This window comes from Shinella zoogloeoides, assembly GCF_033705735.1.
Classification (GTDB): domain Bacteria; phylum Pseudomonadota; class Alphaproteobacteria; order Rhizobiales; family Rhizobiaceae; genus Shinella; species Shinella zoogloeoides_A.
In genome coordinates this window covers 1304752-1325296 of record NZ_CP131131.1, presented here as the reverse complement: position 1 = coordinate 1325296, position 20545 = coordinate 1304752, and the positions used below count along the sequence as shown (strand labels likewise).

At 63.0% G+C, this 20545-nt stretch carries 17 protein-coding genes and 1 pseudogene; 12 read left to right on the top strand and 6 right to left on the bottom strand.

Going from position 1 to position 20545, the window contains the following annotated elements; translation table 11 throughout:
* Positions 1 to 5: 5 nt before the first annotated feature.
* From ShzoTeo12_RS23840 to ShzoTeo12_RS23830, 3 genes are all read right to left on the bottom strand, one after another.
* Entirely contained in the window at positions 6 to 1379 is a 1374-nt protein-coding gene (locus ShzoTeo12_RS23840; RefSeq protein ID WP_318912752.1) for an aspartate aminotransferase family protein, read from the bottom strand.
* 11 nt (positions 1380 to 1390) lie between these two features.
* Complete coding sequence (locus tag ShzoTeo12_RS23835; RefSeq protein WP_318912751.1) at positions 1391 to 2887, bottom strand: NAD-dependent succinate-semialdehyde dehydrogenase; 1497 nt, start codon at positions 2885 to 2887, stop codon at positions 1391 to 1393.
* A 117-nt stretch (positions 2888 to 3004) separates the two neighbouring features.
* Positions 3005 to 3493 (bottom strand): Lrp/AsnC family transcriptional regulator, encoded by a 489-nt coding sequence (locus ShzoTeo12_RS23830; protein ID WP_119255516.1) that lies wholly within the window; start codon positions 3491 to 3493, stop codon positions 3005 to 3007.
* 66 nt (positions 3494 to 3559) lie between these two features.
* Here ShzoTeo12_RS23830 and ShzoTeo12_RS23825 point away from each other — a divergent pair, with 66 nt between their 5' ends.
* The 11 genes from ShzoTeo12_RS23825 (at position 3560) to ShzoTeo12_RS23775 (ending at position 14261) form a co-directional block, all read left to right on the top strand.
* Positions 3560 to 4981, top strand: a complete 1422-nt coding sequence (locus ShzoTeo12_RS23825; RefSeq protein WP_318914359.1) for a PLP-dependent aminotransferase family protein — start codon at positions 3560 to 3562, stop codon at positions 4979 to 4981.
* A gap of 122 nt (positions 4982 to 5103) precedes the next feature.
* Positions 5104 to 5889: an ectoine/hydroxyectoine ABC transporter ATP-binding protein EhuA gene (gene ehuA / locus ShzoTeo12_RS23820; RefSeq protein WP_318912750.1), complete on the top strand. Its 786-nt coding sequence runs from the start codon at positions 5104 to 5106 to the stop codon at positions 5887 to 5889.
* 67 nt (positions 5890 to 5956) lie between these two features.
* Entirely contained in the window at positions 5957 to 6808 is an 852-nt protein-coding gene (gene ehuB, locus ShzoTeo12_RS23815; RefSeq protein WP_318912749.1) for an ectoine/hydroxyectoine ABC transporter substrate-binding protein EhuB, read from the top strand.
* A gap of 199 nt (positions 6809 to 7007) precedes the next feature.
* Complete coding sequence (gene ehuC, locus ShzoTeo12_RS23810) at positions 7008 to 7667, top strand: ectoine/hydroxyectoine ABC transporter permease subunit EhuC (protein ID WP_318912748.1); 660 nt, start codon at positions 7008 to 7010, stop codon at positions 7665 to 7667.
* Positions 7668 to 7669: 2 nt separating this feature from the next.
* Complete coding sequence (gene ehuD, locus ShzoTeo12_RS23805; protein WP_318912747.1) at positions 7670 to 8332, top strand: ectoine/hydroxyectoine ABC transporter permease subunit EhuD; 663 nt, start codon at positions 7670 to 7672, stop codon at positions 8330 to 8332.
* Positions 8332 to 9114 carry an ectoine utilization protein EutA gene (eutA, locus tag ShzoTeo12_RS23800; RefSeq protein WP_413251168.1) on the top strand — a complete coding sequence of 261 codons (783 nt, stop codon included), beginning with the start codon at positions 8332 to 8334 and terminating at the stop codon, positions 9112 to 9114. Before ehuD ends, eutA begins: the two co-directional genes overlap by 1 nt.
* Positions 9111 to 10112, top strand: a complete 1002-nt coding sequence (gene eutB, locus ShzoTeo12_RS23795) for a hydroxyectoine utilization dehydratase EutB (protein WP_318912746.1) — start codon at positions 9111 to 9113, stop codon at positions 10110 to 10112. Before eutA ends, eutB begins: the two co-directional genes overlap by 4 nt.
* Positions 10109 to 11101 (top strand): ectoine utilization protein EutC, encoded by a 993-nt coding sequence (gene eutC / locus ShzoTeo12_RS23790; RefSeq protein ID WP_318912745.1) that lies wholly within the window; start codon positions 10109 to 10111, stop codon positions 11099 to 11101. The genes eutB and eutC overlap by 4 nt, the downstream gene beginning before the upstream one ends.
* 34 nt (positions 11102 to 11135) lie before the next feature.
* The gene (gene doeA / locus ShzoTeo12_RS23785) at positions 11136 to 12317 is read left to right on the top strand and encodes an ectoine hydrolase DoeA (RefSeq protein WP_119255525.1); all 1182 of its coding nucleotides are present in this window, start codon (positions 11136 to 11138) and stop codon (positions 12315 to 12317) included.
* A 3-nt stretch (positions 12318 to 12320) separates the two neighbouring features.
* Positions 12321 to 13325 (top strand): N(2)-acetyl-L-2,4-diaminobutanoate deacetylase DoeB, encoded by a 1005-nt coding sequence (doeB, locus tag ShzoTeo12_RS23780; RefSeq protein ID WP_318912744.1) that lies wholly within the window; start codon positions 12321 to 12323, stop codon positions 13323 to 13325.
* 387 nt (positions 13326 to 13712) lie between these two features.
* Positions 13713 to 14261: a phosphatase PAP2 family protein gene (locus ShzoTeo12_RS23775; RefSeq protein WP_318912743.1), complete on the top strand. Its 549-nt coding sequence runs from the start codon at positions 13713 to 13715 to the stop codon at positions 14259 to 14261.
* A gap of 595 nt (positions 14262 to 14856) precedes the next feature.
* Here the strand turns inward: ShzoTeo12_RS23775 and ShzoTeo12_RS23770 are convergent.
* The 3 genes and pseudogenes from ShzoTeo12_RS23770 to ShzoTeo12_RS23760 form a co-directional block, all read right to left on the bottom strand.
* Positions 14857 to 16386, bottom strand: coding sequence for a hypothetical protein (locus ShzoTeo12_RS23770; RefSeq protein ID WP_318912742.1), 1530 nt, complete (start codon positions 16384 to 16386; stop codon positions 14857 to 14859).
* A gap of 9 nt (positions 16387 to 16395) precedes the next feature.
* On the bottom strand, positions 16396 to 16923 hold the full coding sequence (locus ShzoTeo12_RS23765; protein ID WP_318912741.1) for a hypothetical protein: 528 nt from the start codon (positions 16921 to 16923) through the stop codon (positions 16396 to 16398).
* Between the two features lie 317 nt (positions 16924 to 17240).
* A pseudogene (locus tag ShzoTeo12_RS23760) lies at positions 17241 to 18772 on the bottom strand (Fic family protein).
* Between the two features lie 398 nt (positions 18773 to 19170).
* Here ShzoTeo12_RS23760 and ShzoTeo12_RS23755 point away from each other — a divergent pair.
* The gene (locus ShzoTeo12_RS23755; protein ID WP_318912740.1) at positions 19171 to 20175 is read left to right on the top strand and encodes a hypothetical protein; all 1005 of its coding nucleotides are present in this window, start codon (positions 19171 to 19173) and stop codon (positions 20173 to 20175) included.
* Positions 20176 to 20545: the final 370 nt, after the last annotated feature.

Below are 20545 nucleotides of genomic sequence, written 5' to 3'. Positions count from 1 at the left end.
ATATCTCAGCCGAGAACGGCCTTCACCGCGTCGGCCGTCGCCTTCACCACGATATCGGCCTCCTCGCGGGTGAGGCACAGCGGCGGGGCGAAGCCGAGGATGTCGCCTTGCGGCATGGCGCGGCCGATGACGCCGCGTTCGAGGAGGGCGCTCGCCACTTGCGGGCCGATCTTCCGCGAAGGATCGAAGAAGATGCGGTCGTCCCGATCCTCGACGAATTCCACGGCAGCCATCAGGCCATCGCCGCGCACTTCGCCGACATTTCTGTGGTCGCCGACGGCCTTGGCGAGCTCGCTGCGGAAATAGGCGCCCGTCGTGCCGGCATTTTCCACCAGGCCGAGTTCGTCGATCAGCTCCAGATTGGCGACGCCCGCGGCGGCGCAGATCGGATGGGCGGAATAGGTCCAGCCATGGCCGATGGCGCCGAGTTCGTCGGATCCCTTGACCAGCACCTCCCAGACCTTGTCGGAGACGATGGTGCCGGAGAGCGGCGCATAGGCGGAGGTGAGGCCCTTGGCGATGGTGATGAGCGCCGGCTTCATGCCGTAATGGTCCGAGCCGAACATCGTGCCGAGACGGCCGAAGCCGGTGACGACCTCGTCGGCGACGAGCAGGATGTCGTATTTGTCGAGCACGGCCTGGATCTTCTGCCAGTAGCCCTTCGGCGGCGGCACGATGCCGCCGGTACCGAGGATCGGTTCCCCGATGAACGCGGCGACCGTCTCCGGGCCCTCGGCGAGGATCATTTCCTCCAGCTTGTCGGCGCAATATTGCGAGAACTGCTCCTCGTCCATCGAGCGGTCCGGCCGGCGGAAGAAATAGGGTGCTTCCGTGTGCAGGATCGGCGCGCGCGGCAGGTCGAAGGCGTTGTGGAAGAGGTGGAGGCCGGTCAGCGAGCCGGTCATGACGCCGGAGCCGTGATAACCGCGCCAGCGCGAGATGATCTTCTTCTTCTCCGGCCGGCCGAGAATGTTGTTGTAGTACCAGATGAGCTTGATGTTGGTCTCGTTGGCGTCCGAGCCCGAGAGGCCGAAATAGACCCGGCTCATGCCCTCGGGCGCGCGGTCGATGATCATCTTGGACAGTGTGATCGAGGCTTCCGTGCCGTGGCCGACATAGGCGTGGTAGTAGGCGAGGTTCTTCGCTTGCTCGGCGATGGCGTCGGCGATTTTCTGGCGGCCGTAGCCGACATTGACGCAATAGAGGCCGGCAAAGGCGTCGAGGCTGGTCTTGCCGCCGGTGTCGGTGATGTAGACACCTTCGCCGCCGCCGATGACGCGCGTCGGCGTCTCGCCGCGGGCATGCATGCCCATATGGGTGGAGGGATGGAAGAAGTGGTCGCGGTCCCAGGCGGTGAGTTCGTTGCGTCTGTCGGCCATGGTCTTTCCTTTCAGGCAGCGGTGTCGATGCAGAGATATTTGAGTTCGGTGAAGGCCTCCATGCCGTGGCGCGAGCCTTCGCGGCCGAGGCCGGATTGCTTCCAGCCGCCGAAGGGGATCGGGCCGCCGGTGATCTTCACGCGGTTGACCGCCACCATGCCGTATTCCAGCGCGCGGGCAAGGCGCATCTGGCGTGCGCCGTTTTCCGTGACGACATAGGCCACGAGGCCGTATTCGGTATCGTTGGCCCGCGCGATCACTTCCGCCTCGCTGTCGAAGGCGGTGACGGCGGCCACCGGCCCGAAGGTCTCCTCGCGCATGATCACGGCGTCGTCGGGGACGTCGGTCAGCAGCGTCGGCTGGAAGAACAGCGGTCCGGCCTTGTGGCGCTTGCCGCCGGTGAGAAGTCTCGCACCGCGCTTGACCGCATCGGCCACCTGCTCCTCCACCTTGGCGATGGCGCGTTCATGCATCAGGGGGCCGATCTCGGCGTCCGGCTCCAATCCGCCGGCGACCTTCAGCGCCTCGATGCGCGCCTTGAAGGCCTTCATAAAGGCGGCGAGCACGGGGCGCTCGACATAGATGCGGTTGGCGGCGAGGCAATCCTGGCCGGATGTCGCGAACTTGGCATTGACGGCGATGTCGGCGGCCTTGTCGATATCGGCATCGGCGAAGACGATCAGCGGCGCATGGCCGCCCAGTTCCATGATGAGCCGCTTCATGGTGGATGCGCACTGGCCGGCGATCAGCCTGCCGATCTCCGTCGAGCCGGTGAAGCTCATGGCGCGGATGCGGGGATCGGCATTCATGCGGCCGACGATGGTCGCGGCGTCCCCGGTCACGACGTTGAAGACACCGGCAGGAAGGCCCGCCCGCTCGCCGAGTTCGGCAAGGGCGAGGGCCGAGAGCGGCGTTTCGCTGGAGGGATGGGCGACGACCGTGCAGCCGGCGGCAAGGGCCGCCGCAGCCTTGCGGGTGATCATCGCGGAGGGGAAGTTCCACGGTGTCACGATGCCGACGACGCCGAGCGCCTCGCGGCGCACGATCATCTCCGCGCCGGGCAGGTGGCTGGTGACGCTCTCGGCGTTGAGGCGCTTTCCCTCCTCGGCATACCATTCGACGAAGGATGCCGCATAGTCGATCTCGCCGCGGGATTCGGCCAGCGGTTTGCCCTGTTCCAGCGTCATCAGCAAGGCAAGATCCTCGCGATGCTCGAGCATCAGCTCGCCCCATTGGCGCAGAATTTTGCCGCGCTGCTGCGGCAGCAGGTCCCGCCAGGCGGGGAAGGCGTCGCTGGCGGCCGAAATCGCCTCCGTGGTCTGCCCGGCGTCGAGTTCCGCAACCCAGGCCAGCGTGGCATTCGATGCGGGATCCGTCACCTTGAAGCTCGCGCCGTCCCGGCCGGCAGTCCAGCGGCCGCCGGCATAGGAGAGCTCGCGCAGCAGATGCGGATCGGCGAGGCGGGCAAGCGCATCGTGAAATGTCGTGCGGGCAAATACGGCGGTCATGGCGGCCTCCTCGGGTTGTCGGGAGGAGTCTGCCCGAGGCGGAACGACAGATTGTCTATTGCCGGGGTCGGGGGCAGAGACTTTGACCAAAGATATCCGCCGCCATAGACAATCTCTCTATTCGGGGCCCTGAACGGGCAGCAGCGTTGCCAGTGGCAGCACCGTTTCCTCCTTCACCGTCTTGGTGACGATGTAGGTGAAGTAGCGGTCGATGCCCAATTCGCGGTCGAGCAGGCCGTCGACGAGACGCTGGTAGGCGTCGATATCGGCGGCCATGATCTTCAGGATGTAATCGACGCCGCCGCCGACCGACCAGCAGGCGACGATCTCCGGCGTTGCCGCCACCGCGCGCTCGAACCGCTCGAAATCCGCCTGGCGGTGGTTGGCGAGCGTCACCTCCATCATGACGCTGGCGACCGGGGCGACGCGGCGCACGGCGACACGGGCATGATAGCCCGAAACGATACCGGCCTTCTCCAGCTTTCGCAGGCGCAGCCAGCAGGGCGTGGGGGAGAGGCCTGCCTTCTCCGCCAGCGCCAGCTTGGTGATGCGCCCGTTCTCCTGGATGGCCTCCAGGATACGCAGGTCGATGGCGTCGAGTTTCATCGGGGCGCCCTCCGGGCGGGGATCATGTCAAAGCGGAGAAAAACACAATGGAAAGGCATTTTGACATTGTCAATTGAACTGAATTTGAGCACTGTTGAAATCATGACAAATTGGCGACCCGATATATCCCAATTGCGCCGGCCGGCCTATCTTTCCCTTGCTGAACAGATCGCCCGCGCCATCCAGGAAGGATTGCTGCCGAACGGTACACGCCTTCTGCCGCATCGCAAGCTCGCCGACGACCTCAAACTCTCCGTGCAGACCGTCAGCCGCGCCTATGACGAGCTGATCCGCCGCGGCCTCATCTCGGGCGAGATCGGGCGCGGCTCCTTCGTGCAGACCCGGCCGAAGGAGCCGGAGCCGCCCTATCTGCCGGAACGCCTCGGCGAGCTGGTCGACCTCTCCATCCTCAAGCCGGTCTGCGAGCAGCTTCATCTGGAGCGCATGCGCGAAGCCTTCGGCTGGCTGGCGGAAAACCTGCCGTCGAGCTCGGCGCTTTCCTTCCGGCCCAACATGGTGTTCCCGCGCCATCGGGTCGTTGCCGCCGAATGGCTGGCGCGTTGCGGGCTCGACATTTCGCCGCTGAACATCAGCATCACCAATGGCGCGACCTCGGGCATGACGGTGGCGCTGATGAGCGTGGCGCCGCCCGGCGCGACCGTTGCGACGGAGGCGATCAGCCACCATACGCTGGTGCCGCTGTCCTCCTATCTCGGCCTGCATCTCGAAGGCCTGCCGATCGACCATGACGGCATGATCCCGGCGGCGCTGGATGAGGCCTGCCGCAAGGGCGTGATTCGCGCCGTATTCCTGCAACCTTCCGTCATCAATCCGACGGCGACGCTGATGAGCGCGGAGCGCCGGCAGGCGCTGGCGGAAGTCGCGCAGCGGCACGACATCGCCATCATCGAGAACGATATCCTTGGACCGTTGGTCGAAGGCCGGCCGGCGCCGATTGCCGCCTATGCTCCGGAGCGCACGCTCTACGTCACGAGCTTCACCAAGATCACGGTGCCGGGCCTGCGCATCGGCTATCTCGCCGCGCCCGACCGCTATGTCGCCGCCGTCGCCAACCGGCATCTCGTATCCAACTGGATGGCGACGCCATCGATCGCCGAGATTGCCACGCGCTGGGTAAGCGACGGGACGGCGATGGATCTCGTCAACTGGCAGCGTGGTGCGCTGGCGGTGCGCCATGCCATCGCGGAGGAGGTCTTCGCCGGCCTGCCCTATCATGCCCACCCGCAAAGCCTGCATGTCTGGCTGCCGCTGCCGGAAGGGCATGCGGAGGAGGGGTTCGTCTCCCAGGCCCGCCTGCGCGGCGTCGCCATCGCGCCCGGCTCCTCCTTCCGCACATGCGATCAGCACTGGCATCCGGCCGTGCGCATCTCGCTCGGTTCCACCACCGAGCGGGAACTTCGCACCGGCCTCGGCATTCTGGCCTCGTTGGCCAGTGGAAACCCCGAGGCGCTGTTGCTCGCGATTTGAGGATAATGCCCGCCAATTGGGCGGTTCAAGAATAATTGTACTGATATTATTATTCGGATTGACATGATTTCGATCGCTGCGCATCGTTAGGCCATCACTTGTCTCAACAGGGAGAGACATGCATGGCCGCATCCATCATCCGCATCGACAACATCACGAAGCGCTACGGTCCTTTGACCGTGCTCGACGGATTGTCGATGGAGGTGCTGCCGGGCGAGAAGCTCGCCCTTATCGGTCCGTCCGGCTCCGGCAAGACGACGATCCTGCGCATCCTGATGACGCTGGAGAGCATCAGCGGCGGTCATATCGAGGTCGACGGCGACCAGCTCTACCACATGCCGAAGAACGGCAGCCTCGTGCCGGCCGACGACCGGCATCTGCACAGGATGCGCGAGAAGATCGGCATGGTCTTCCAGCACTTCAACCTCTTCCCGCACAAATGCGTGCTCGACAATGTCACGCTTGCCCCGATGCTGACGAAGGGTGTGGCAAAGGCGGCGGCGGAAAAGCGGGCGATGGAGCTTCTCGACATGGTGGGCCTTGCCGACAAGGCGAAGAACATGCCCGCCCAACTGTCCGGCGGACAGAAGCAGCGCGTCGCCATCGCCCGCGCCCTGGCGCTTTCCCCCAAGATCATGCTGTTCGACGAGGTGACCTCGGCGCTTGACCCGGAGCTCGTCGAGGAGGTGCTGAACGTCATGCGCAAGCTTGCCGCCGAGACGGACATGACCATGCTGCTCGTCACCCATGAAATGGGCTTTGCCCACGATTTCGCCGACCGCGTCCTCTTCTTCGACCGCGGAAAGATCGTCGAGGAAGGCAAGCCGGCCGAGATTTTCCGCAATCCCAGGCAGGAGCGCACGCAGACTTTCCTGCGCAAGATCATCGCGGCCGGGCACCGCGTCTGAGTGGCCGTCGCCGCTCGGGAACAAGGCCTCAAACAACAACCAGAGACATCCAGAGGAGTTCGCAACAATGAGCATGAGGACGTTTTTGAAAATGGCTGCCGGCGCGAGCGCGCTGATGGCGCTTGTGGCCGCCGTGCCGGCTTCCGCCGATGACAGCAAGCTTGAGCAGCTCAAGGCGCAGGGCTTTGCCCGCGTCGCCATCGCCAACGAGCCGCCGTTCACGGCGGTCGCCGCCGACGGCAAGGTTTCGGGGGCGGCTCCGGATGTGGCGCGGGAGGTCTTCAAGCGCCTCGGGGTCGCCGATATCGTCGCCTCCATTTCCGAATACGGCGCGATGATCCCCGGCCTGCAGGCAGGCCGCCACGATGTCATCACCGCCGGCCTCTTCATGAAGCCGGAGCGCTGTGCCGCCGTCGCCTATTCCGAGCCGGTCCTGTGCGATGCCGAGGCCTTCGCGCTGAAGAAGGGCAATCCGCTCGGCCTCAAGAGCTACAAGGACATCGCCGACAATCCGGATGCGAAGATCGGCGCGCCGGGTGGCGGTACCGAGGAGAAGCTGGCGCTCGAAGCCGGCGTGCCGCGTGACCGCGTCATCGTCGTGCCGGATGGCCAGAGCGGCCTGAAGATGCTGCAGGACGGCCGTATCGATGCCTATTCGCTGCCGGTCCTGTCCATCAACGACCTTATCGCCAAGGCGAACGATCCCGGGATCGAAGTGGTCGCCCCCGTGGAGGGCGCTCCGGTCTATTGCGACGGTGCGGCGTTCAGGAAGGGCGACGAGGCCCTGCGCGATGCCTTCGACGTGGAGCTCGCCAAGCTGAAGGAAAGCGGCGAATTCGCCAAGATCATCGAGCCCTACGGCTTCTCCGCCAAGGCCGCGATGTCGACGACGCGCGAGAAGCTTTGCGCGGCGAAGTGATGGAGGCAGGTTCGCCCCTCATCCCGCTGCCGCGACCTTCTCCCCGTGAACGGGGAGAAGGGATTTGCGGCTCCGTTTTCCCATCGTCGTTGACGATCTGGAAAACGATGCCGGTTCGCCCTTCGCCCCGCTTGCGGGGAGAAGGTGCCGGCAGGCGGATGAGAGGCTTTGCCCGGTTGAAGCTAACTTGGAACACACCATGACCGACTGGTCCGGCTATATAGGGCTGATCCTGCAAGGCGCGCTCGTGACGCTCGAGCTTACCGTCATGGGCTCGGTGCTTGCCGTCATCATGGCATTTCTCGCGGGCCTCGGCCGTGTCAGCCGTTTCATGGCGGTGAGGGCGCTCGCCACGACCTATATCGAGTTCTTCCGTGGCACCTCGATCTTCGTGCAGCTCTTCTGGGTCTATTTCGTCCTGCCTTTCGCGGGCGTCACGCTCTCGCCGCTGCAGGCCGGTGTCCTGGCGCTCGGGCTGAATGTCGGCGCCTATGGGGCGGAGGTGGTGCGCGGGGCCGTCAAGGCGATCGGCCGCGAGCAGCGGGAGGCCTGCATCGCGCTCAACCTTTCGCGGGGCCAGGCGATGCGCCACGTCATCCTGCCGCAGGCGCTGCCCCTGATGCTGCCGACTTTCGGCAACAATGCCATCGAGCTCCTGAAGGGCACGGCCGTCGTCTCGCTGATCTCGCTCACCGACATGACCTTCCAGGCGCAGGTGGTGCGCGCGCAGACGGGCAGCACGCTGATCCCCTTCGCCACCATCCTCGTGCTTTATTTCCTGATGGCGCTCGCCATTTCCTACGGCATGCGCTGGCTGGAGCGCCGGGTCACCCGCGGCCTCGATGGTGTGAGGACCTGACGATGGAGTGGGACTGGAATTTCGTCTGGCAGATTATGCCGACCCTCCTGGAGGGCCTGAAGATCACGATCCTTGCGACCGTGCTCGGGGCCGCCGTCGCCGCCGTGGTCGGCCTTATCTTCGCCATCCTGCGCATGACCGCGCCGAAGCCGGTCGCAAGAACGACAGGCTTCATCGTGGAGTTCATCCGCGGCACGCCGCTGCTCGTGCAACTCTACTTCATCTTCTACGTGCTGCCGGATATCGGCATCCGCCTGCCGGCGCTGCTGGCCGGCGTCATCGGGCTCGGCCTGCATTACGGCACCTATGCCGCGGAGGTCTACCGCGCCGGCATCGAGAACGTGCCGCGCGGCCAGTGGGAGGCGGCGAAGGCGACGAACCTCACTGAGCGCCAGACCTGGATCCACGTCATCCTGCCGCAGGCGATCCCGCCGATGATCCCCGCGCTCGCCAATTATCTCATCGCCATGTTCAAGGAGACGCCGCTGCTCTCGGCCATCACCGTGCTGGAGCTGATGAACCAGGCGAAAAGCGTCGCCAACAGCAGCTACCGCTATATCGAGCCGATGACGCTGGTCGGCGTGTTCTTCCTGATCATGAGCCTCATCTCCGTCGTCTTCCTGCGCTGGCTGGAAGAACGTTACGCACGGCTGGAGGAACGCTGATGCGGATGACCGACCTCACCCTCGCCTCGCGCGCACCAGGGCTGGACGACCGGCCGCTGGCAAAACGCGTCGGCCTGATCATTCTTGCGACCGACCACACGACGGAAGTGGATTTCCAGCGCATGGTGGCAAGCGAGCGGATCGGCGTCTATGCGACGCGCATCCCCTATGCCAATCCCGTGACGCCGGAAAACCTGCGTGCCATGCAGCCTTCGCTGACGGCGGGCGCCGCGCTCATCCTGCCGGACGAGCCGCTGGATGTCGTCATGTATTCCTGCACCTCCGCCTCCGTCGTCATCGGCGATGCGCAGGTGGAGGCCGCCGTGCGGGCCGCAAAACCCGGCGCGGCCGTCGTCACGCCCACGGCCGCGGCGGTTTCCGGCCTCAAGGCGCTCGATGCGAGGCGCATTTCCGTGCTGACGCCCTATACGCTCGAAACCAGCAGGCTGATGGCTGATTATTTCCTGGGGCTCGGCTTCGATATCGCCCGTTTCACCTGCCTCGGCCTGACCGACGACCGCGAGATGGCGCGCATTTCCCCGGCCGAGATCGTCGCCTTCGCCAGGGAGGCGATGGCGCCGGACAGCGATGCGCTATTCATTTCCTGCACGGCTGTGCGGGCGGCAGGCGTCGCGGCGGAAATCGAAACGGTCATCGGCAAGCCGGTCGTCACCAGCAACCTGGCGACGGCCTGGGCATGCCTGCGCCTCTGCGGCGACCAGGCGGCGCGGCCGGAGCTCGGCCGGCTGATGACGCTCGCCTATTCGGGACGCGGAGCATGACGAACCTTCCCGTGATCCTGGCGGATATCGAACAGGCGGCCCGGCGCATCGAAGGCCGGATCCGGCGCACGCCGTTCGCGCTCTCCGCCTCGCTCTCCGAGCTTTGCGGCGTGCCCGTCGGTCTCAAGCTCGAACATCACCAGACGACCGGCAGCTTCAAGCTGCGCGGTGCGACGAATGCGGTGCTGTCGCTCTCGCCGGAAGAGCGGGCGCGGGGCGTCGCCGCCGCCTCGACGGGTAATCACGGCCGCGCGCTCGCCCATGCCGCCAAGGCGGAAGGATCGGTCGCGACGATCTGCATGTCGCGGCTCGTGCCCGATAACAAAGTCGCGGAAATCCGCCGGCTCGGCGCGAATGTCCGCATCGTCGGCGGCTCGCAGGACGAGGCGCAGTTGGAGGTCGACCGGCTGGTCGCCGAAGACGGCCTCGTTATGGTGCCGCCCTTCGACGATACGGCCGTGGTGGCGGGGCAGGGCACGCTCGGGCTGGAAATCGTCGAGGCCATGCCTGACGTGGCGACGGTACTGGTGCCGCTTTCGGGGGGCGGGCTGGCGGCAGGCGTCGCCGCGGCGGTGAAGGGACGTTCACCCGGGACCCGCGTCATCGGCCTCACCATGGAGCGGGGCGCCGCGATGAAGGCGAGCCTCGATGCCGGGCGGCCGGTACAGGTCGAGGAGGTGGCAAGCCTTGCCGATTCGCTGGGCGGCGGCATCGGGCTCGACAATGCCGTAACGTTCGAAATGTGCCGCGCATTGCTGGACGACGTGATCCTCCTCTCCGAAACCGAGATCGCCGCCGGCATGCGGCATGCCTATGGTGAGGAGCGCGAGGTGATCGAAGGGGCCGGCGCCGTCGGCATCGCAGCGCTGCTCACCGGCCGGCTTGGCCGGCTGGAGGGGCCGGTGGCGGTCATTCTCTCCGGCCGCAACGTGGATATGGGCCAGCATCTGCGGGTCCTCAATGGAGAGGCCGGACTGTTGCGGGAGGACGCGGCGTGACGACGATGAAGATACTCACCGAGGCGGAGCTGCGGCGCATCGTTCCGCTCGATCTCGAAGCCATCGCCTGCGTGGAGGACGCCTTCCATGCGCTTGCCACCAAGGCCGTCGTCATGCCGCCGATCCTGCGGCTCGACATGCCCGAGCAGAACGGTGAGGTGGATGTGAAGACGGCCTATGTGCCCGGCCTCGATGGTTTCGCGATCAAGATCAGCCCCGGCTTCTTCGACAATCCGAAGATCGGCCTGCCCAGCACCAACGGCCTGATGGTGCTGTTCTCCACCAAGACCGGCCTCGTGCAGGCCGTGCTGCTCGACAACGGCTACCTGACGGATGTGCGCACCGCCGCGGCCGGCGCCGTCGCGGCCCGCCATCTTTCGCGCCCGGACGCCTCCGTCGCCGCCATTTTCGGCGCCGGCATGCAGGCGAAACTGCAACTGGAGGCCTTGAGCCTCGTCCGGCCGATCCGCGAGGCGCGCATCTGGGCGCGCGATGCGGCGAAGGCCGAGACGGCGGCGCTGGAACTGACGGCGAAACTCGGCTTTCCCGTCCACGCCGTGGCGGATGGCCGGGCGGCGGTCGACGGGGCGGATATCGTCGTCACCACCACGCCCTCGGAAAGGCCCGTCCTCAAGGCCGAATGGCTCCAGCCCGGCCAGCATGTCACCGCGATGGGCTCGGATGCCGAGCACAAGAACGAGATCGAGCCGGCCGTCATCACCGGCGCCGGCCTCTATGTCGCCGACAGCCTCAGGCAGACGCGCCGGCTCGGTGAGCTGCACCACGCCATCGAAGCGGGCCTCGTGACGGAGGGCGCGCTTTTCCCCGAACTCGGCGAGATCATCGCCGGGCGCAAGCCGGGCCGCAGCGGCCCCGACGAGATCACCGTGGCGGACCTGACCGGCACGGGCATTCAGGACACGGCCATCGCAACCCTTGCCGCCGCCCGTGCGGCGGGGGCGAGCGCCGGCACGGTCTTCGAGAGTTGAGACCGGCTTTTCGCCGGGTATAGAGGAAAAACCGATGAAACAAGCGAACCTGAAGTTCACGCTTCCGGAGTATGAAGCGCGTCTGCAAAAAACGCGCAAGGCCATGGAAGCCAAGGGCATCGACGTGCTGATCTGCAGCGATCCGTCGAACATGAACTGGCTGACGGGCTATGACGGCTGGTCCTTCTACGTGCACCAGTGCGTCGTCGTACCGCCGACGGGCGAGCCGATCTGGTACGGCCGCGGGCAGGACGCCAACGGCGCGAAGCTCACCGCCTATCTGAAGCATGAGAACATCATCGGCTATCCGGACCATTACGTGCAGTCCACCGAGCGCCACCCGATGGACTATCTGTCGGCGAAACTCGCCGAGCGCGGTCTCGACAAGCTGACCATCGGCGTGGAGATGGACAATTACTGGTTCTCGGCGGCGGCCTTCGCCTCGCTGCAGAAGCATCTGCCGAATGCCCGCTTCGTCGACGCCACGGCGCTCGTCAACTGGCAGCGCGCCGTCAAGAGCGAGACGGAAATCCGCTACATGCGCAATGCCGCGCGGATCGTCGAGAAGATGCATGAGCGCATCTTCGACAAGATCGAGGTCGGCATGCGCAAATGCGATCTCGTGGCGGAAATCTACGATGCCGGCACGCGCGGCGTCGATGGCATCGGCGGCGATTATCCGGCCATCGTGCCGCTCTTGCCCTCCGGTGTCGAGGCTTCCGCGCCGCATCTCACCTGGGACGACCGGCCGATGCAGTCGGGCGAGGGTACCTTCTTCGAGATCGCCGGCTGCTATCACCGCTACCACGTGCCGCTGTCGCGCACGGTCTTCCTCGGCAAGCCGACGCAGGCTTTCCTTGATGCGGAAAAGGCGACGCTGGAAGGCATGGAGGCGGGCCTTGCAGTGGCGAAGCCGGGCAATACTTGCGAGGACATCGCCAATGCCTTCTTCGCGGTGCTCAAGAAATACGGAATCGTGAAGGACAATCGCACGGGCTACGGCATCGGCGTTTCCTATCCGCCGGACTGGGGCGAGCGCACGATGAGCCTGCGCCCCGGCGACCGCAGCGAACTGAAGCCGGGCATGACCTTCCATTTCATGACGGGGCTCTGGCTCGAAGACATGGGCTTCGAGACGACGGAAAGCATCCTGATCACCGAAACCGGCGTCGAATGCCTGGCCAATGTGCCGCGCAAGCTTCTCGTGAAGGATTGAGCCATGCGCGCATCTCCCATCATCCCCACGGTCGATTTTTCGGCCGGGGGCGTGCAGCACGGCTTCCTGCGCCTTCCCTACAGCCGGGACGATTCCGCCTGGGGTTCGGTAATGATCCCGATAACGGTGGTGAAGAACGGGGAGGGCCCGACCGCCCTTCTCACCGGCGGCAACCATGGCGACGAATATGAGGGGCCGATCGCGCTCTTCGATCTCGCCCGGTCATTGAAGGCGGAGGAGGTGAGCGGCCGGATCATCATCGTGCCCGCGATGAACTACCCGGCCTTCCTGGCCGGCACGCGCACCTCGCCGATCGACAGGGGGAACATGAACCGCAGCTTTCCGGGCGCGCCCGACGGTACGGTGACCCAGAAGATCGCCGATTATTTCCAGCGCGTTCTGCTGCCGCTCGCCGATATCGTGCTGGACTTCCACTCGGGCGGCAAGACTTTGGATTTCCTGCCCTTCTGCGCCGCTCATATCCTGCCGGACAAGGTGCAGGAGGCGAAAGCCTTCGAGCTCGTCAGCGCCTTCGGTGCGCCCTGGTCGATGAAGATGCTGGAGATCGACGCGGTCGGCATGTACGATACGGCGGCGGAGGAAATGGGGAAGATCTTCATCACCACCGAGCTCGGCGGCGGCGGCACGGCGACCGCGAAAAGTGCCGGCATCGCCAAACGGGGCATCCGGAACGTGCTGAAGACGGCGGGCATCCTGAAGGGGGTGACGGATGCCTCCGAGACCACCTGGCTCGACATGCCCGATGGCAACTGCTTCTCCTTCGCGGAGGACGGCGGCCTGATCGAACCGCTCTTCGACCTAGGCGAAGCGGTTAGGAATGGCGACGTCGTCGCCCGGATCTATCCCGTCGGCCGCACCGGCGTGCAGCCGCTGGAAGTCAGGGCGAAAATGGACGGCATCCTCGCCGCCCGCCATTTCCCCGGCCTTGTCAAATCCGGCGACTGCGTCAGCGTGCTTGCCGGTGTAATCAGCGGGATTACCGAATAACCCATCGTCACGACGATATATAACAGACCGTGATGGCCAAGGGCCGCTTCAACCCTTCTGCCTTGCCGCAGCGAAGCAATGGGCTTGACGGGTTGCACGCGGGGCATCGATTGTCATCGACCATTGGTTTGGTGCCTTGGCAATCCGCTTGCAAAAGCTGCCGCCCGGTTTAGCCGTGCCTGTTTCCCACCAAAGGAAGGGCATCTTCATGCGGCCATCTGCGCAACTGGGGGACGATATGCCGTAGGTCCAGGTCCGCACCTCCGACTACGGAATAGATTTTCATCGGAAAGCCTGAGGGGGCGCCCCTTCAGTTCTACTTCTTCAGGCCGGTGTCAGGAACGACAGCGATTGCGTGTCGCCGGGATGATCGCAGAGGACCTGTCCATGTATGAGATCGATGCCACCCTGACAGGCTGGATCAATGCGTTGGCCGGCGACACTTTTCCCGACCGGATCATGGTCTGCGTCTCTGCCTATGGTGTTCCGCTGCTCGTCCTTGTGGTTGCCGCCAACTGGTGGAGCGGCCCGGACCGGCTCAAAACACGCCACGCCCTCGTCGCCACCGGCCCCGCCTTCCTGCTCGGCCTCGGCATCAACCAGATCATCCTCCTGTTCATTGATCGCATCCGTCCCTATGATGCCGGCATCACCCATCTGCTGATCGCGCCAAGCGGCGATCCCTCCTTTCCCTCCGACCATGCAACGGCGGCCTTCGCCATCGCCGCCGGCCTTCTGCTGCACAGCATGCCGAGACGCGGTCTCGCCTTTCTCGCAGCCGCCCTTCTCATTTCCATTTCGCGCGTCTATGTCGGAACGCATTATGTGAGCGATGTCATGGGCGGGGCGTTGACGGGTGTGCTGGCAGCTTTTCTCATCAAAAGCCTTTACAAGCCGCAGGCGGCCTTGGACCGCTTCATTACCGGCGTCCTCTGAGAAGAACCCTTCGTGCTGCAATGGGCAGACAGCCTGTCCGGGCTCGAAGAGCGCTAGCGTGCAAAAGAATGGCACCCGCCGACACCCTGGACTCTTGCGGGCGGGCTGAACTGGCTGAGCGCACCAGCCGATCCCTTCCTTGTCCCGGCTGGTCGAGGGGCCTTTCCCGCGCTCGTTCTGAGCGTCTGGCGGGCGGATGTTGATATCGCGGAGGACGCACGAAGCCGCGCTGGTTCGTCTCGGTGGTGAGGAGTACGCCGAAAGATCGCTTTCGGCCTTGACTATGTTGCGGCGGGTGATGTGTCCAATCCCGCTTGGGAACTCTTGAAGGAAGATCTCGCAGGACGTTGGAGAAACACGTCGTCTCACCGCCATCGGAAGTTCGAAAACCCGGAATGTCTCTGTAATTCTGGCCGAAGGGACCGACTAAGGAGTAATGATACTTCCTCACGCAAGTCCGACTTATCAGTTTCATGAGAAGCTTTGCCGGCCCCCGGGATGGCCGTGAATCCTTGCTCGGAAGGATTTCAACTGGTCGGAGTGGAGTGATTCGAACACTCGACCCCCACGTCCCGAACGGGTGTCTCAAGCTCTTCTATGCTGCCTTACAACCCGATCTAACGATTGAAATTATTGAGCTTTTTTTACTATCGAAGGAATCCGACATGATCTCGATCATCGCGTTTCTGTCAGTTTCTGTCAGTTTCTGTCCGACCCTGCTGGCCTTCCGGCCGACGAAATCCCCCATGTCGGCGAACGCATCGGTCACCTTCTTCAGGTCTTCCTCCCGGTACTTCGCATAGGTGGTGACGAGGGTTTCGACCGACATGCCGAGCCAGCCGGCAATCGAGACGAGGGGCAGCTGTGGTTGCTGACATAGCCATGTCGCGGTCGTGTGCCGGAACGTGTGGATGACCGCATCGGTATCCTCGCCAAGAACCTCACGGAAGCACCTCCGCATCGCCTGGGCGAGCTCGCCCGGTTCGTCCTGTCCCGACGGGCTATATGGAAAGAGACACGGATAGATGATCCCCTGCCGTTTCCATCGGACGCAGTATTTTACGGCGAGCGGATTCAACTCGACCTTGGGAGCGCGCTTGTTGTCATGCTCCACTTCGTCGTCGCCCAGACGATGCAACCACCCCCGCCACTTGTTCTTTCCGGTTTCCGGATCATAGGCCTCGACCAGCTCGATCCACGGCCGGTCTCCTTCGTCGTTGAAGCTTGCAAGGGTCACACGCGTCTTACGGGACCCGGTGCAGATGAGCAGGAGCATGGCGCGGGCGAGATGCCGCCAGACATAGAGGCCTTGTTTCGGTTTCCCGTCGACCCAGCCCATCCCGCGCTTGAAATACGCGTGTGAGATGAGGCGGACGACCTGCTCGAATGAGAAAATCGTCGTGCGACGATCATACTTCGCCGTCAGGGGCATATGCACGTCGGCCCTGATCAGACGGCGACGGAGAGCGCAGGCGATCGCCGCGTTCAGGTCCTCCAGATAACGCAGGGCGGCAAGTGGTTTGAACTCGACGCTCTTGGGGTCGAACGGTTGCGGCATGATGGGAGCCTTTCGTTTCGGCTCCAGCGCTTCGCGGCGCGTGCCGACCCGGGCTACTGCCGCTTTGTCGAACTTCGCCTTCTGCTCCTGGTATCTTGCCATGGTGCGCTCGTGTTTATCGTGCGCGCGCTCGACAGCCTTGCGGTGCAGGAATTTCACGAAATCGTCGCGACTATCCTCATCGAGTTCGTCGAGCGTCATGTCACCGAAAAACTCGACAAGGGTCTTCAGGCGTTTGATGACGTCTTCCGGCCGGGCGACGGCTTTCTTGTAGTGCCTGTCCGGGATGAAGTTCCTGATCCGCACATCGGCATACAGTGCGATGACATCCGAAACGAGAACGTCGGATGTGTCCTGGTTCTTCACCTTCCGAGCGCCGCCGGCATGCTTCTTCGCGATGTATTTCGCTTTCTCGGCCTCAACACGCCTGAGATAATCAGGGGTATCCTTCTTGCCGAAGCCGAGCGAGAACTTTACGGGCTTCCCATCGTCACCGATGTCGCGGATGAAGAACTTGTCCGTTTTCTCATCGTACCACTCGCGGGCACCAAGGCGTGGTCGCGCCATATCGTCCCCCTATTTCTTCTTCTCGCGGGCTTTGCCGAGCAGGTCGTCGAGCATGGAAATCGCGTTCTCTTTCGACGCGATCTTGCGTTCCTGGTTGCGGTTTTCGCGTACGGCAGATGTCTGCGGCGGTCTTTCGGGTGTCGAGGTGGAGGACGGAGCGCCTCGTTCGAGCCAGTCACGCAGCGCCTTCACGGTGACGGTCATCTTGCCGCGGATGATTTTTCCTTCGAGATGGCCCGCTTTGATTGCCCCGTCGAGTGAACTGACCTTGAACGTGGGGCTGGCGATGCGCGCGCCATTGCGCAGAACCTCGCCGCCGAGGATCGGCAGGTAGATTGCGTCCTTGAGCTTCAGGGGAGTATCGTCGCCAAAGGTTCTCGGAGTCATGCCCATCGCCTCGACCTTGAGACCGTCCTCGGCTGCATGAAACTTTGTGAGGAGCCGGCTCATACCGGCTTGGAAGTCAGCGTTTAGCTCTTCGAGGTCGGCCAGCATCCGCCGGCTGAGTTCCAGGTCGTCGGGTTCCTCATCATCCATATGCGCGGCCTCCACGTCGTTTCTGTCTGTTTCAGAAACACGGCCGGCCCCGTAACTGTCAACTCCAAATATGCAACTATTCCGCGTTCATTCTCAATTCCAGATGAGTGTTGTAATCGAGTTCTTTAATTAATGAAATCAATAAAATATATGAGCTCTTGAATTTTTAAGAAGCATTTTAATGGTTGTGATGATCGCAGCTAAAAAATCAAGAACTCAACTATGGAATGTGGGTGCTGAGTTCTTGAATTACGTCTCCTTCTCGTGTCTGAGGGAGGGCATGCCGCACCGTCTCCAAGACACCGAAGAGAGGACGGTCATGTCTCCTCGTAGATCGCCTCTATGCGAACGGCTTCTTCGTCGGTAAGGGCGGCGAACTCGCGTTCGCGGGCACGCTTGGAGAGTTTGCCGTCGTTCTGGTCAGGAACCGAAACAGCAGATCGAGCAACCTGTCCGGCATATCGATCATGGCCTGGACCCGTGCTTTGAAACTGTCATATGCCCTGAGGAGCGCAGTCTCTACCGGCAGGTCGACGTCGACCGTGCGGGCGACACATTCGAACAGGAATTCGGCATGCGGCGTGGCGTCGAAATAGCGGTAGAAATCCGCGGTTTCGTTCTCCACCTCGACATTCCCTCGGTCCGTTGGCCGCCAGCGGATATGTGGCAGAAGACGACGGGAATAGGTCTCCAGAACCCTGCGATAGTCTTCGATCCTGTCGAGGATGACGGCCGAGACGGGGAAAACCAAGCCAGGTGGGTTGAAGCCGCGTTCCGCCAGGACATGGTGGATGAGATAACGGTGCAGGCGCCCGTTGCCGTCCTCGAATGGATGGATGTACACGAAGCCAAAGGCAAGAACCGCCGCGGCGAGCACCGGATCGAGATGCCGCGCTGCACCACGGTCGAAAGCCGTTAGCCCGTCAACCAGCGTCGGCAGGTCCTCATGCCGCGCGCTGATGTGGTCAGGGATCGGCGTGCGGCTCAGGCGGTCGTGCTCGCCGATGAAGCCGCCCTCGGCGCGCAATCCGAGATGGACGAAACGCGCATCCCCAATGACGATGCGCTGAAGGCGCTCCAGTTCCACACGATCGATAGGGCGGCGGCCTGCCTCGCCGATCACTTGTCCCCAGCGCTGGATGCGATCCTGCGGCGGGTCCTCGCCTTCGATCTCGAAGCTCGAGCGGGAATCCTTGAGCAGCAGGAAGGCGGCTGTACGCGCCAGCAAATCCGCCGGTACATCCGCGATAAGCCGCCGTGCCTCGTCGCCCAAGCCGCGAGCTACAAACACATCAAGCGTGGATGTGCGAAAAACCATCGGACAGAAGGCCGGCGTTCCTGGTAGGTTGTTCTTGACCCGATGCCGCGGCGACGTGGTGGCATCGACGGCCCATTGCCGCGTCGGATCGACGATGAGCGCATAGCTGCCCTGGGTCGCATCGGGCAGGTTCAGTCGCTCGCCGAGCAGCCATTCATAGAGAAACCAGAGCCGCCGCGCGTAGGCACCTGTCGGGGAGGTTTTTACGATTGCAGTGATCGGTTCCGGGCCGGTGGCACGGAACAGCGTTTTCAGGACAGCGAGATCGAGCCCTTCATAACGCAGGGCAAAGACAAGATGCCCCTCAAGGTCGGCATCCGGCTGGTGGCGTGGCGTATATAGGTTCCAGCCATCCGCCTGATAGACTTTATGACGTTGGCCGATCGCCGAGAGTGTGATGGGCATCGGCACGTTCAGGTCATAAACGTCGATCAGCGCTGCATAGCCAACAGGGGTTGCGGCCTCCGGTAGCCAGCGACTGTGAAAAACGGTTACGTCTTGTGAAAAAGGCTTCCGCTGCCCAGAATCCATGAAATATAATTCTTGCTTGTGAAAAACGATCCCTATCGAGACTATTTCATGAAAACCAGTTCTACGCAAGAAGGTAGGCCTTGAAGGATCACGGCAGGCGGTTTGCGGTTAAGATTTGAGCCTTCATGTGTTGGTTCGGGGAAAGACATCCGATGCAGAAATAATTGCCGGATCGCGACCTCAGGTGAACTGATAAATCTATCTATGATTGTATTTTGGCGAGTGTAACGACCCTCCATTCTTCCTGCGTCAACTTGTCGCAGTTTATGTGCTTTTTGACTGTCTTGCGCTCCGAAAAACTCAATAAAATCAGTAAAAGATATTTGTAATCAATGGCTTGATATTGCGGCTTATTTGACAAGCTCGAACGTTCAGATGATCATATAGGTACAGCGAACGTGCTGGATAACCAAAAAGGATCACGTATGAACAAAGTCATTAAGCTGAAGGAAAACAACCAGAAGAAGGTGAAGGGCGAGCCAGCGTCGAAGGTGCCGGCCGCGGCCGGAGACCTCACGCCCGAAGCAGACAACGCGCTTCGGCGCGCGGCAGAAAAGATCGTCTCGCTCAACCGGGATTCCACGCATCACGCCTTCGAGCTCGGCGCCTGCTTTGCCGAGATCAAGGCGCTTGTCCCGGAAAAGGGGTTTGGAAAATACCTCAAGACCTTCTCCGACTATACCGTCCGTTCGGCCTGGAACTACATCTCCATCCACGAGCGGCTCGGGGCCCATCGCGATACTCTGTTGAAGCATGCGGTCCTGCCGACGGTGATGTTCGAGCTGGCCAAGGGCGAGCCGGCGGCGATCGAGGCGGTCGTCGCGCGGATGGACGGCGGCGAGCGCATCAAGGTCAAGGATGTCCGGGAGATGCTCGGCACGAAGCCGAAGCCGAAGAGTGATGCATCGATTCTCAATGCGGGCGGTGCGGCCGGGCTTCGCAAGGTCGCGGAGTGGAAGCTCGCCCAGGATGCCGTAAAGTTCGGCGAGCTGGTGTCGGGGGTGCTCAAGGAGATCGAGAAAGCGCTGGAGCCGTTTGCCGTCGGAAGGGTTGTGTGGAAGAGCCCGCTGCAGAAGAAGGTCGTGCATGACTGCCGGCACGCATATGATCTCATCAACAGCATCGCCGCGCCGCTCCAGGCTCAGATGGTGAAGACCGAGCATTGGCGGCCGGCCAATCTTCCCGCCGGTACTGGCTGGCGTGAAGTCCAGAAGCTGCTCTATCGGATGGGCGGGGTCGAGTCCTGGCCCGCTCGTGTCGACTTCGTTCCCTGGCTTCAGAATGAGGTCGTGCCGCTGCTGCGTTTTGCCGTCCACGGTGAGCCGTTGCCTGGTGAGGTAGACGAGATTGGCAATGCTGACGGAGAGGCCGCTTGTGACCAGGACAGCCGCCAGGCGGCGTGATGCCCTCCTTGCCTTCAAACCCAAAGGCCCCGCGATCGTGCGGGGCCTTTTTACGTTTGGGGTCTGCCGGTCACGCGTTCGGCGTTAACCATACCGGAGCACAGTCTGTTCCGGATGTGTTCCGATCGCTTGCCGGAACGGTTTCTCCGGGCTATGCCAGTAAGGTCCGCGGAAACGGAAACATCTGCAGATACTTAGCGGCCCCCGCCGGTGCTACCAACACCGAACGAGGGCCTGACCAGAAACCTTGTTGTGAAAGGCTACCGGCCATGTCGACCCTTATCCGCTTCGCTTCCTGCGTGGAAGCATCTTCTCTCCGTTCTCCTGTCGAAACCCGTCGTTCCGCGCCGCCGTCGCGCGCTCACGGCTG